The 13,091-nt window shown below is 44.6% G+C and carries 11 protein-coding genes and 3 pseudogenes; 11 read left to right on the top strand and 3 right to left on the bottom strand.

Annotated elements, in window-relative coordinates; translation table 11 throughout:
• Positions 1-19 precede the first annotated feature (19 nt).
• From AB4Z45_RS04815 to AB4Z45_RS04770, 10 genes and pseudogenes are all read left to right on the top strand, one after another.
• Positions 20-772: a ThuA domain-containing protein gene (locus AB4Z45_RS04815; RefSeq protein ID WP_441908135.1), complete on the top strand. Its 753-nt coding sequence runs from the start codon at positions 20-22 to the stop codon at positions 770-772.
• On the top strand, positions 769-1,818 hold the full coding sequence (locus AB4Z45_RS04810; protein WP_441908134.1) for a Gfo/Idh/MocA family protein: 1,050 nt from the start codon (positions 769-771) through the stop codon (positions 1,816-1,818). The genes AB4Z45_RS04815 and AB4Z45_RS04810 overlap by 4 nt, the downstream gene beginning before the upstream one ends.
• 330 nt (positions 1,819-2,148) lie before the next feature.
• Complete coding sequence (locus AB4Z45_RS04805) at positions 2,149-2,901, top strand: aminoglycoside adenylyltransferase domain-containing protein (RefSeq protein WP_441908133.1); 753 nt, start codon at positions 2,149-2,151, stop codon at positions 2,899-2,901.
• 141 nt (positions 2,902-3,042) lie between these two features.
• Positions 3,043-3,631, top strand: a pseudogene (locus AB4Z45_RS04800) (DUF6596 domain-containing protein); the annotation flags it as partial.
• Between the two features lie 195 nt (positions 3,632-3,826).
• Positions 3,827-3,988: pseudogene (locus AB4Z45_RS04795) on the top strand (DUF1801 domain-containing protein); the annotation flags it as partial.
• A 398-nt stretch (positions 3,989-4,386) separates the two neighbouring features.
• Positions 4,387-4,592, top strand: a pseudogene (locus tag AB4Z45_RS04790) (transposase); the annotation flags it as partial.
• A 248-nt stretch (positions 4,593-4,840) separates the two neighbouring features.
• Positions 4,841-6,487, top strand: coding sequence for a helix-turn-helix domain-containing protein (locus AB4Z45_RS04785; RefSeq protein WP_441908132.1), 1,647 nt, complete (start codon positions 4,841-4,843; stop codon positions 6,485-6,487).
• A 109-nt stretch (positions 6,488-6,596) separates the two neighbouring features.
• On the top strand, positions 6,597-7,631 hold the full coding sequence (locus tag AB4Z45_RS04780) for a FecCD family ABC transporter permease (RefSeq protein WP_441908131.1): 1,035 nt from the start codon (positions 6,597-6,599) through the stop codon (positions 7,629-7,631).
• The gene (locus tag AB4Z45_RS04775; RefSeq protein WP_441908130.1) at positions 7,631-8,671 is read left to right on the top strand and encodes a FecCD family ABC transporter permease; all 1,041 of its coding nucleotides are present in this window, start codon (positions 7,631-7,633) and stop codon (positions 8,669-8,671) included. Before AB4Z45_RS04780 ends, AB4Z45_RS04775 begins: the two co-directional genes overlap by 1 nt.
• 14 nt (positions 8,672-8,685) lie before the next feature.
• Entirely contained in the window at positions 8,686-9,639 is a 954-nt protein-coding gene (locus tag AB4Z45_RS04770) for an ABC transporter substrate-binding protein (protein WP_441908129.1), read from the top strand.
• Positions 9,640-9,774: 135 nt separating this feature from the next.
• Here the strand turns inward: AB4Z45_RS04770 and AB4Z45_RS04765 are convergent, their stop codons facing one another.
• Positions 9,775-9,900 carry a hypothetical protein gene (locus tag AB4Z45_RS04765; RefSeq protein ID WP_441908128.1) on the bottom strand — a complete coding sequence of 42 codons (126 nt, stop codon included), beginning with the start codon at positions 9,898-9,900 and terminating at the stop codon, positions 9,775-9,777.
• Positions 9,901-10,073: 173 nt separating this feature from the next.
• Here AB4Z45_RS04765 and AB4Z45_RS04760 point away from each other — a divergent pair, with 173 nt between their 5' ends.
• The gene (locus tag AB4Z45_RS04760) at positions 10,074-10,994 is read left to right on the top strand and encodes a phosphotransferase enzyme family protein (RefSeq protein ID WP_441908127.1); all 921 of its coding nucleotides are present in this window, start codon (positions 10,074-10,076) and stop codon (positions 10,992-10,994) included.
• Between the two features lie 83 nt (positions 10,995-11,077).
• On the opposite strand, the gene AB4Z45_RS04755 is transcribed toward AB4Z45_RS04760, so the two are convergent.
• Both AB4Z45_RS04755 and AB4Z45_RS04750 read right to left on the bottom strand, forming a co-directional pair.
• Positions 11,078-12,061: a sensor domain-containing diguanylate cyclase gene (locus tag AB4Z45_RS04755; RefSeq protein WP_441908126.1), complete on the bottom strand. Its 984-nt coding sequence runs from the start codon at positions 12,059-12,061 to the stop codon at positions 11,078-11,080.
• A 24-nt stretch (positions 12,062-12,085) separates the two neighbouring features.
• Positions 12,086-12,892, bottom strand: a complete 807-nt coding sequence (locus AB4Z45_RS04750) for an alpha/beta fold hydrolase (protein ID WP_441908125.1) — start codon at positions 12,890-12,892, stop codon at positions 12,086-12,088.
• Positions 12,893-13,091: the final 199 nt, after the last annotated feature.

The following is a 13,091-nucleotide window of genomic DNA, read 5'->3' as shown; positions in this document are numbered from 1 at the left end:
GTAAAGGAGCTCGTACGTAATGGTGAGAGTAACGGTATGGAATGAAAATCGTCATGAGAAAAACAATCCGGTTGTAGGCGGCATTTACCCGAATGGGATTCATGGCGCTATTGCAGACTTCCTGACGAAAGCAGGCTTTGAAGTCGGAACAGCTACGCTCGATGAGCCGGAGCATGGACTAACTGAGCAGGTATTAAATCAGACGGATGTATTAATTTGGTGGGGGCATTTGGCGCATCATGAGGTCGAGGACAGTATCGTTGACATGGTGTACCAGCGGGTGCTGAAAGGAATGGGGCTTATCGTTCTGCATTCAGGGCATGCTTCGAAAATTTTCAGCAAGCTGCTTGGCACACCGACAGGACAGCTGAAATGGCGCGAGGCGGATGAAAAGGAGCGGATTTGGGTCATTGACCCGGCTCATCCAATTGCTTCTGGGCTTGGCGAATACATCGAGCTGCAGCAGGAAGAGATGTACGGTGAGCATTTTAATATTCCGACTCCAGACCAGCTGGTGTTTGTTTCTTGGTTTGAAGGCGGAGAAGTATTCCGCAGCGGCGTTACTTACCACCGCGGACAAGGGAAAGTCTTTTACTTCCGTCCGGGGCATGAGACTTATCCGACCTATTACAATAAAGAAATCCAGAAGGTAATCGAGAACGGCGTGCGATGGGCAGTGCCAAGTCAAACGGCTGAGCCTGTATATGGCAATGCAGCTCCGCTGGAGCCTATTAAATCCAAGCCGCACTCGAGAGAGGTAACCGAAATATGAGAAAATTTCGTATCGGCTTGATTGGTTTGGGCGGAATGGCTCAGGAGCATATTCGGTGGATGAAAGCGGAAGGCCGCTTTGACATTATTGCGGTAAGCGATGTGTATGAAGAAGCGTTAGCCAAGGTGGGCGACCAGCTTGATGTTGCTGAGGGCAAGCGTTACTTGGACTACAACCATCTGATTGAAGATGCGGATGTGGATGCCGTAGTGTCCGTTACGCCGAACAACGTCCATGCGGACATTATCCGAGCTTGCCTGCAAGCACGAAAGCCATTCATGGCGGAGAAACCTTTTACCCGCATGTTTGAGGAAGCTGAGTCATTGCTCCAGCTGTATGAACAGCAGCCCATTCCAGCAATGATGGCGTTCACCTATCGCTATACACCTGCATTCCGTTACGTACGGCAGCTTGTGCGCGAGGGTAAAATCGGATCGGTTCGCAGCTTTAGTGTCCAATATTTGCAGGGATGGGGCGCAGCGCCAAATAATGTCCCTTATATCTGGCGTTTTAACAAAGATATTACCGGCACGGGGACGCTTGGCGATTTGGGCTCGCATATGATCGATATGGCGCGTTTTCTCTTTGGGGAATTCGAAGAGCTGTCGGCACAGCTGCATACCATTATTCCGCAGCGGCAAGATTCAGCGAGCGGCAACATGGTTACCATCGAGGTGGATGACTTTGCAAGCTTCCAGGCTCGTATGGAGGGTGGTATTATGGGCGTCTTCCAAACGACTCGCAATGCGATTGGATCGGGCAATCAGCACGAAGTATCCATATATGGAGATTTAGGCACGCTTCATGCTTCAACGCTAAATCCGAATGAGTTGATTTGGATTCGTGAGGAAGCTCCTGGTCAGCTTGCGAGAGTGGTTGTCGAAGTTCCTGCAAGTTGTAAAGTGACGCAGTATGCTGATTTTACGGCATTGCTTGAGGGAAGCATTCCGGATGGCATTGCTGGCTTTATGGATGGCTACCGCAATCAAGAGATTTTAGATGCTATTATTAAGGCAAGTGAAACGAAAGCAACGGTACAGCTCTAAATTTAATATGTTCCGGTTCAGCGAAGATGATTTTAGTCTTTGCTGAACCTTTTTTTGTTTCTAGAAGAGGCAGCACCGAAAAAACGTGCAGTTTAGTTACAATCAAACTGTACCTTGCGTGCAGCTACATGCTGGTATAAGTTTGAAATATATCTTCTTTTGAAATTAAAGCCCGATGGAGCAAAATATAACAGGGCAAAAATTTTGGAGAAAAACAGTATCAAGCTACACAAAAAACCATTTTGAAGAAGCGGTTGGCATGACATTTGACGGTCATAAAAGGTGTTTAGATTTAATAATGCGGACAGATGAGTTGGGGGAGGCAAAAGCATGCAGCTGTACTTGGATAAAATCGTTTCTTTGTTTAAAGGGGAGCTCGGCGACAATTTGTCGGGCATTTATTTACACGGTTCACTCGCTATGGGATGCTTCCATCCCCAAAGAAGCGATATCGATTTTATCGTTGTGATCAAAGAGAGTTTGACCGAGGAAAACAAAAAGAGGACGGCTAGGTTAGTGCTGGCACTGGATGATGAAATGCCAAATGCTAGAGGTATGGAGTTTAGTATGGTTCTGGAATCGCACCTGATTTCCTTCGCCTATCCTACGCCCTGTGAAATGCATTATTCTGACTTCCACAAGGAGAGATATCGTTCAGACGAAAACTATGTTTGCGGCGGGTACGAGGATCATGATTTTGCATCGCAGCTGGCTGTCGCTTATTATCGCGGAATTGCCTTATATGGCAAGCCGCTTAACGAGTTGTATGAGCCTATCGATAAAACGTATTTTCTAGCGTCCATTTATCATGATATTAAAGGGGCTTCGGAAGACATTATGGATCAACCGATGTATGTTACCTTGAACCTGTGTAGAGTGCTGTTCTACCTGAGAGAAGGGAATATATCGTCCAAAAAAGAAGGAGGGGAATGGGGCGTCAAAGCTCTTCCAAAAGAGTATCGGGACTTGATTGGAAAGTGCCTAGACGAATACGCCGGAGTTACAGGGAAACAATCGTTTGATCGTGAGCTTTTAGAGGCATTTGCAGGTGGGATGCTGCGTGAAATAAAGGCATTCATTTAAGCGAGATGAAAAGCAAAGCATCCACTTAAACTGTTGATGTGATTAATTGTTAAAAGCATAAAATTACATATGTTAACGGACACGAGAGCCTCTATTTGCCTCGCTCCTTCTCTTTTGCAGAAGGCGGCGGACATAGAGGCTATGACTGCAGCGAAACGTCGAGCGATAGATATGATTAGAAGGAGCAAGCTGCGCGACCAGAAATACGAGGAGTTTGGACGGGGAACTGTCTTATACACCGAGGAAGATATTCATATTGCGATAGACGGAGAGGTTGGAGATGACCTCCTTCGCTTAATTTTCACAACATGTCATCCTGCTTTATCTCAGGAGGCGAGAGTAGCCTTGACGCTGCGTTTGCTTGGAGGATTGACCACGGATGAAATCGAACATGCTTATCTTGTAGCAGAGTCGACTATTGCACAGCGGATTGTTCGAGCGAAACGTACGTTAAGCAGCTTGCGAGTTGGTTTCGAGGTTCCTGTAGGCGATGAACTCAAGGAACGGCTCACTACTGTACTCGAAGTGATCTATTTAATGTTTAATGAGGAGTATACGGCGACTTCCGGCGGCAGTTGGTTTCGACCGCTGCTCTGCAAGGAAGCGCTAAGGCTAGGGCGGGCGTATCCTTGCGGAAATTGCACCCGCCGAGCCTGAAGTGCATGGTTTGGTTGCTTTAATGGAGATTCAATCGTCACGCTTCAAAGCATGGGTAAATGCTGCGGGCGAAATCGACTCCGCCTGCTTCTTGAAGATATGAAATTGCTGCAAGGCTCAAGAATGATGGCACTGGAAGCGGATTTGAGAGACCAAATTGGCATGCTAAATAAAAGTTGATTTTTTTTAATGAAGCTGTCGATTTTGTTAATCCTCGTTCGACGTAATGATAGAGTCAGGTAGAATTTCAATTACAAAGGAGAAATAGGATGCGGTGAGCTTTACGATCTTTAACGCAAGTGAACTATCGTTTCCGGAGCCATTGTTTGACGGTCCTCCTGAACGGAAAACCATTAAACTTAAACAGGGGAATACAGTTGATTATGATCAACTGACATCGTTAGTCGGTCAAGTCGCCTCGACATTATAAGAGTGTATTTTGAATGAGAAGAGGCTGTCTCAAAAGTCATTTTGCGATTTTTTGAGCACTACTTAGAACTTATTTTCATCGAGAAAAAGGACCTCAATCTCCACTATTCAGTGGAATTTGAAGTCCTTTCATTTGAAAACGGGGATGTTTCCCTGATGCAAAGACTTTTGCGGCAGCGCCTGCAGCATCTTCATCTAAGTGCAGAAATGCACTTATTTAATCAAATTTTCTTCAAATCTGATCAATTAGAGGTATTAGTACACCTATTTGCAACATTCCAATCTTGTTTGTTAAAAACAGGTGCACTTTTACACTTATTTACTCTCCCTATCGGTTCGCGCACATTACAATCATACGACGATCATCGCTGATGCTGGATATAGTCAGTCTGAGTTATTATGCGCTACAAGCAGCAAGCAAGGGGAAAACTGAGCTGCGAGGAAGGATATTCGCTGTCGGTAAGATGAATGATTGAACCCGAAAGTGTTTTAGGGCAGATAAAGATTAACCAAGGATTCCGGCGTTTCTGCTTCGCAGCTTACCTAAGGTAAGTCTGGAGGTCGGGTGGCTTTCGCTTGCCCATAATCCTATGAAGCAAGCATAGACCGAATAGAAAAATAGCAGTACAGGAATAGCTCTCCTGTACTGCTGCCAATACTCCCGTTCAAAGCGAGCTATTCCTCAGCGAGCTTGATGCTTATGGGACAGCCTCTTCTTTTGCGTTTTGCGATGTTTAATGTACATGTATTGAACAGCTAAATCTAGCTGAGACTGCTTGTCTCAGGTGTATCACAAGTAAATTAGTTTATAATAGAAATAAAACGACGGAATATCTCCTTAAGGAGGCAGGTTATGGAGCTGGAACTTAAACAGCAGCTGGATTTAACGAATACTATCATTGAAATTGAGGATGTTAACTATTTTTCAGATTCCGATGAATGGCATTTGGAGTCACAAACGATCAAGAAGTTCACCTTTATATATTTTGAGAAAATCCAAGGTACCTTTGTATTAAATGGGGTTCCCATTCAGTTGAATCGCAAGAGCTCATTTATGCTTGAGCCAGGCATGACAATAGAAGCTAAAAGTGTGAGCGGACAGGATACAAAGCTCTATAGGATTACCTTTGATTTATATCAATTGTCGGAAGCAACCGCGCTGCGAAAAGTGTTTGATCAGCTGCTGTTTTTTCCAATAACGGGTAATATACAGCAGGATCAGTATCAAATTCAAAGGCTTGTCCTTGCGATTGCAGAGGAAGAAAAGGAAGCCTATCGGAATGTACATTCAGGCAGTATAGGGAAAAAACGGACTCAATTATATATGTATGAATTGCTTGAGCTGCTGCTGGGTAGTACTCCTGCCGTGTTGCCTGGGGGAGAAAAACGGGCTATACAAATGACCATTCCATATATGCATCAGGCTTATGACTCTGACCTTACACTAGAGAAGCTGGCTGAGCTGGCAGGGATGCACCCCTCGTATTATTCGCAAATGTTTAAGCAGGAGCTGAATATGTCGCCTATTACATTTCTCACGCACATTCGAATGAATCGTGCCAAGGAAGAGCTGCTGTTAACGAATCGCAAAATGAGCGAGGTAGCAAGGCGTGTAGGCTATCAGGATTCATTTTATTTCAGCCGCCGTTTCAAGGAATATGCCGGCTATGCACCGACGATGTACAAACAACAGCCAAAGCCGAATATTATCTCTTTGTCTTATGCTTATACGGATCATTTGCTGACACTTGGCATTACACCCGTAGCTGCTCAAGTGTACAAGGATATTCCAGAAACAACGCGGACGCTGGCGCTTCCCTTTCACGGATCGGATGTATGGCAGGTAAGTCGGCAAACGTTTCTGGAGACAAAACCGGATCTGATATTAGGCAAGGACAATGTGACCTCCAAGGCGAGAGAATTAATTGGTGACCTCGCTCCGATTATTACGATTCCATGGGGGACACTAGATATGTTCCAGCAGTTTCATGAGGTTGCGAGAATTGTGGGCAAAATGGAAATAGCGAGCGAGTGGTTGGAGCAGCATGCTCGTAAGGTACAAGCTGCACGTAAGCAGGTGAAGGAAACGATCGGAGAGGCTGTAGTGACCATTTGTGTTATAGGGCACTTTGGGCTGCGAATTTACGGAACACGCAATATCGGCCATGTCTTTTATCAATCACTGGAGCTTATTCCGTCTAAGCGGCTTCAGCAAAATATCGCAGAGCACACGGGTCCTAAACATTTCAATTGGAAAGCGATCGCGATGGAGCAGCTTATCGAATATGATTCGGATTTTTTATTTATCGTTGTTCGTCCGGATGTGAAAGCGATGGAGTATTTGCGTCAATTAGAGTCACAGGAAGCGTGGCTTCAGCATGCAGCAGTTCGCCGCGGTCAGGTTCATTTTCTGGACTGGGATAAGTGGATCGTCTATGCTCCTACGTCGGTCCAGAGTCAGTTGGACGAGGCGGTTAAAAAACTAATAGGTGAGCGATAATACATGAATCTAAGAATATTCMAAATAGAAACTCTTAAAATAAGCCATGGACGGTCTTTATGACACTTCATATAATTGATAATGATAATCAGTATACGGGCGAGGTGAAATGGATATCGGTAAAAACAGCTGGGAAAGAACGTGGAGCGCCAAGCTGTCATTGCGAATAGCTATCTTTATTTTAGCGCTGCTGGCTCTTCTTGCTGCTATGTTTCTAGCGATATCGTATGGAGCGAAGGAGCTTTCAATTTCTGTAATATGGACAGCCGTATTTCAATATGATGCGACATTAACCAGCCATCAGGTCATTCATGAGCTGCGCCTTCCGCGGGTCATTGGTGCCGCTGTGGTTGGTGCCGCTTTTGCAGTGGCTGGTGCGCTCATGCAAGGGGTTACGCGAAACCCGCTTGCAGATACAGGTATTTTGGGTGTGAATGCTGGCGCCACCTTCGTTGTAGCGCTTTGCTTTGCTTTTGCACCAAATATGCCTTACTTAGGACTAATCGGATGCTCATTCGCAGGGGCTATGATTAGCACCATCTTTATTTTTGCAATAGGCTCAAGGGTGCCGGGAGGAATGACGCCGCTTAGGCTGACGATTTCCGGATCGGTAGTGGCAGCTATGCTTGGAGCGATCAGCACAGGCATCGCTATCTATTATGACCTTAGCCAGGATTTGGCGTTCTGGTTTTCTGGCGGGGTTGCAGGAATCAAGTGGCTGCACCTAAAGCTGCTTGTTCCCATTATTATAGCGGCGCTGCTGCTTACATTTGCGCTGAGCAGAACAATCTCTTTGCTCTCACTTGGGGAAGAGGTAGCCGTTAATTTAGGCGGCCGCATAAAACGTGCAAGAATATTGGCCATTACAGCGGGCGTCATACTTGCTGGTGTATCCGTATCTGCTGCTGGGTCCATTTCATTCGTCGGCCTTGTCATTCCTCATATTGTCCGTAAGCTGATCGGTGTAGATTATCGGGGCATTATTCCGCTTTCTGCAATTCTCGGCGCGATATTGCTAGTGCTTGCGGATTTGGCGGCAAGGATGGTTAATCCGCCTAGAGAATTTGCTTTAAGCGCTATGGTAGCGCTTCTCGGAGTTCCCTTCTTCCTCTATTTGGCTAGGAAAGAGAAGAGGAATTTATAATGGGAGTGAAATCGTTGCATTCCGAGAGCAAGCAGACAAGGCGGGCGCTCTTCGTCGGATTTGTGTTAATGGTTATATGTATGGCGGTTCTGATTTTTAGTTTGAATACAGGGACGATTAAGCTGTCTCCTATGCAGGTTCTAAAAACATTGATGGGACTTGGCACAACGAAGGAAGCGACCGTGCTGTTCGATTATCGCATGCCGCGAATCTTGATTACGATGCTGGCTGGGATTGGTCTTGGTATATCGGGTGCCATTCTACAGGGTGTATTTCGCAATCCGCTTGCTGATCCGGGTGTCGTTGGGCTTAATGCAGGCTCGGCTGTTGGGCTTATTGTGTTTGTCAGCTTCTTTAAAACGCTGGAGAAAATGTCCGCGCTATTGATCCCGTTATTCACCTTCTGCGGGGCGATGCTTACCGCTCTGCTTATTGGCTTGTTATCCTATGAGCGGGGTCAACGGCTGCAGCCTGCCAGGGTCATCCTTGTTGGTATCGCAATCGCTGCTGGGTTCAGCGCATTATCTTTGTTCTTATCGCTTAGGCTTGATTCCGAAACCTACACATTTACTGCGAGATGGCTTGTCGGAAATGTATGGGGCAGAGATTGGATTCATGTGTATGCGTTGTTTCCTTGGATTATTGGCTTTGGTGTATTTGCGCAGCTGCATGCTAAAACGCTGAATGCTCTTGCATTAGGAGACGACACCGCAGTCAGTATTGGCGTATCACTTCATAGTAAGAGGATTTGGCTCATTATAGCGGCAGTCTCCCTCTCAAGCGCAAGCGTTGCGATGGCGGGGGGGATCGGCTTTATCGGATTTGTTGCGCCGCATTTGGCGAGAAGACTGGTTGGTTCTTCGCACCAATACGTTATTCCTATATCCGGGATGCTTGGACTCGTCATTCTAGTCATGGCTGATACAGCGGGCCGATCCTTATTTTTACCAAGTTTAATTCCTGCTGGCGTATTGGTTGCGGCTATCGGCGCACCCTATTTCCTTTATTTACTGCTGGCAGCACCCAACAAAACGAATTGAGGTTGAATATAACGATGTTTAAAAAAATGAATGTTTTGCTGCTTATCTGTATGGCTTTGGTGCTTGTGCTCTCTGCCTGCGGTCAAAAAAATAATAATCAGTCTGGAGCCAATACGGCTCCAACTGCTGCACCAGAACAAAACACAGCGACAAATACACCTGAGACGGCAGAGGTACCCAAAATCGCTTCGTTATCGATCCATATTACGAATAATTTGCTTGCTCTGGATGTAACAGCGGCTGGCGGTGTTTTGGGCGGGAAAGCAAAGGATTTTCTTTCACATGTCGCTGATCGCTTGAAGGACACAGCGAAGCTTGGTGTAGCGAAGGAAGTAGACATGGAGGCATTGCTGCAGCTTGAGCCGGACGTTATTTATGCCGATAAAGAATTTGCTGGTCAAGATACGGCTAAGCTAGAGGCGATTGCCCCGGTCAAAATGTTCGATCTGGATGAAGGCACATGGAGAGATCATTTGAAGCTGCTGGCTGCTGATCTAGGTCGCAAGCAGCAAGCTGAAAAATTTATTGCGGATTATGAAGAGCAGCTTAAGCGCGTCAAAGGTCTGGTTCAAGCGGAACTGGGCGATAACCCGAAGGCAATGGCTATTCGAGTAACAGCGAAGGAACTGCGCGTATTTGGTACGCCTCGTCCAATGGGACCTATCTTATTCGATGATCTCGGCTTCACGCCTGCAAACGGTGTAGAGAAGATTACCTCAGCTCCTTACGAAGTAATATCTCAAGAGGTATTGCCTGACTTCGATGCAGATGCAATCTTTGTCGTTGTAAATGTGGAGGCAGACGCTAAGAAAATTTATGATGAGATGCAAAGCAGTCCGATCTGGAAAGGATTGAAGGCTGTTAAAAACGGACATGTCTACGTCATCGGTGAGCAGCCTTGGCTGGATTACTCAGCCATTGGAAACAAGATGGCACTGGATGAAGCTGAAGTGTTTTTCAAGAAATAAGGACAATGACATAGAGGCTGCTCCTGGAAGCGGGAATGAGCATAAGGAGCAGTTCTAAGAGAGCCGGACACCATTGAATCGAATGGTGTCCGGCTTTTCTGTTCTTTATGAATAAATTAAGCTACGCAAATATGGTTATTGTTTAAGTTTCCTTATCCACTCTCTAGCGCCAACCATGATGACATCTGGATTATACAGATGAAGCAGGTTAGTTAAAGCGTAGCCCAAATATTGACCTGCTTGGCGTACAAGCGCAGTCACCTGCGAATCGCCTGCTTCTAGCCGCTCACGCATTATAAATTATAGAAAATAGATGCAATAAGTTCGGCCATGCCAAGAACAAGTATAATTGTATTTTATCGGAGCCCGAAGTTTATAAATGGTAAACTAAAGAAGTGGTTTAGATAACTATCTATAACGAGGCGGATACAAATATGGAAGAACAAATATTGAAATTTCTTAAGGAAGCTTATTCTATTGGTTGTTATAAGGTGGAGACGGTAACCAATGAAATCTATCGTTGTCTTGCAGAGCAGGGCACCTTTTATGTTCGAATAACGAATTATAAAACCTATCACGAGCAGTCAGAAGAAGTGAGCTGGACGAATTTTTTATGCCATCAAGGCGTTGGCGCTTCTGAAGCTGTCCACTCTTCTAATCATCAATATATTGAAAAGATCATGCTGGATGAAGAAAAGCTGGCCGTTGTATATAAAGCTGCGGCGGGCATTCATTTGCCACGGGCGGAGTGGAACAAATCCGTACTTAAAAAGGTTGGAAAGCAAATAGGTAAGATGCATCGTGTAACCGAGTCCTATCGTGAGTCTACGGCACATCTTAAGGATTGGTATGAAAACAAGGAATACGATTTTCTCACACATATCCCGAAGGAAGAAACAGCGATACGAGAAATGGCGGATCATCTTTTAACAAAGATCAAGGGTTTACCTAAAAATAATTCAAACTACGGACTGATCCACGGTGATTTATGGCTAGAAAACATCTTAGTGGACGGCTCTGAAATTACGATGATTGATTTCCAAGATTGTGAAAAACATTTTAATATTTTTGATTTAGCTGTCCCCATCTATTCTGCTATGGAATACTCATTCTCAGGCGGAGGGAACATCAAGGACTATCGACAGTCCATTACGGCAGCTCTCCTTGATGGGTATAGAGAAGAGCACGAGCTATCTCCGGAGATGGTTGACACATTGCCTCTTTTTTTGAAATTGAAACAGCTGTTTGAATACAACTTGATGCATATGTATTGGAATCATGAACAATTAAGTGAGGAACAAATTCGAATTTTGAATTTATATAGAATGCGAATTGAGTATGATCACTTTTTGTAATAATTAGAAATCAAAATAGACCGAAACCATTCGATAATGTGGTTCTCGGTCTATTTCCTATTTTTAAAATGGAGAACAAGCGATTAGACCTCCTCCAAATTGGAGTAGTGTGTAACCCGGTTTCTCCCGCTTTTTTTGGAGTTGTAGAGCGCTTGATCAGCTTTTTGAAGCAAGGATTGATCGGTATCCTCCTGCGTAATCGTTGCTGCGCCAATACTAACCGTCACATGATATTCTCCCCAATGAGCTGTTTCAGTCTTGCTGCGATACCTTTCGGCCGCTAATATGGCATTCTCCTGATTGGTATTAGGAATAATAATGACGAATTCCTCTCCTCCAAATCGAGCCACAATGTCGTCTTCTCTTGACGCGGATACGAGTAATTGTGCCAGCTCTGTAAGAACCAAATCACCGACCGGATGCCCGTAGGTATCGTTAATGCTTTTAAAACGATCAATATCGATAATTAAAAGGGAAAATGGCAGCTCAGTTTGTTGAAATAATGCGATATACGCGAGCAAGCTCTCTTGAAAAAACCTTCGGTTTTTGAGCCCTGTTAAAGGATCGGTTGAGGCTAGCTTTTCCAGCTGGTGGTTCAAAATTAGCAATTGCGATTGTTTGCTTTCATATTCTTCATGCAGAAGTTCAAGCTTTTTGTTCGCTTCATTGGTTGCCCGATAAAGCTCCTCCAGCTTTGTTTTGGTTTGCAGGATATCGTTTTCATGTTCAATGCGTTTGCGCATTTCCACAACGACACAATCAATAACAGTTTCGCCATCCCGTTCGTGACGAATACCGTTTAACAGTACAGGCACATCAAGCTGGTCTCTCGTTTTAAACGAGAAATACATTTCATTCACATGCCCATACAGCTGGATATACGGATAAAAATAGGTATGAAAAAACAGTTTGTTCGTAAGAGACATAGTGGTTTCAAGATGTCGGTTCAGCAGTTCTTGCCGGTCAAAACCAAGCATGTTTAACAGCGTTTGATTGAACTCTAGAATTACCCCTGTACTTGAAATAGTGAAAAATCCACAGGGGGCATAATTTAACTGGGTATCCATGTAACGACTGCCTCTCTTCAAGTTCTAGTTGCTCGATAGATATTGTTTGATCAACTGCGTCGTCTCTTCGGGATGACTTAAGTGCGGGTAATGGCCTTTTGCGAGCATATGCTGAAGAGTACTGTTTTTAAGATGAGCATGCAAATAGTCGCCAACCTCAATAGGAGCAATGCTGTCGTCAGAACATTGAAGAATGAGGGCAGGGACGGTTGCATGGCTGAGATCAGCGCGACAATCGGATAAAAAAGTTACCTCAGCAAATTGCCTTGCAATATGGGGATCTCTAGAGCAAAAGCTTTTTTCCAATTCGCTAGTTAATTCCTTGCGTTCTGGATTTTGCATAACGATTGGCGCAAGGTAGCTCGCCCAGCCAATAAAATTCATTTGCATCATATGAAGCAATTCATCAATTTCATGCCTATGGAAACCTCCATAATAATCAGGAAGGTCATTTACATAACGCGGAGAAGGACCCAGCATAATGATGTGTTTAAAATATTCCGTATTGCGAATGGATGCAAGCATCCCAATCATACTGCTAACGGAGTGGCCAACAAATATAGCATCCTTTACATGCAGCGTATCCATAATTTCAATGACATCTTGCGCATAACCATGTAAACTACTATATTTTTCGGGATCATAATAATCGATTTGCGATTCTCCAGAACCTACATAATCAAACAAGATGATGCGGTAATCATCTTCAAAGGCCGGGACGATGTAGCGCCACATATCTTGATCGCAGCCGAATCCATGAGCAAATACAATCGTTTGTTCACCTTTGCCTAAAACCTTTACGTTATTGCGTACTAGGAAATCGACGGTCATCGGAATTCCCCTCTCTAAAATGATTAGTAAGCAGATACTCTGATAGCCATAAGCTTATGATCATTATATCTGATTACAGTGAACAATGGATTATTAATCTAATTAATTAATATATTAGCAGTGGAAATGATAGGGCTTTCTTTTTATTATCTTAATTGTGTATAGTAAAAACGAAATGAATGGGACAAGGAGTGTAGGC

This window comes from Paenibacillus sp. MCAF9 (assembly GCF_052114265.1).
In the GTDB taxonomy this organism is placed as follows: Bacteria; Bacillota; Bacilli; order Paenibacillales; family Paenibacillaceae; genus Pristimantibacillus.
Note: the sequence above shows the minus strand (reverse complement) of the source record. Positions and strands in the feature narration are given on the sequence as shown.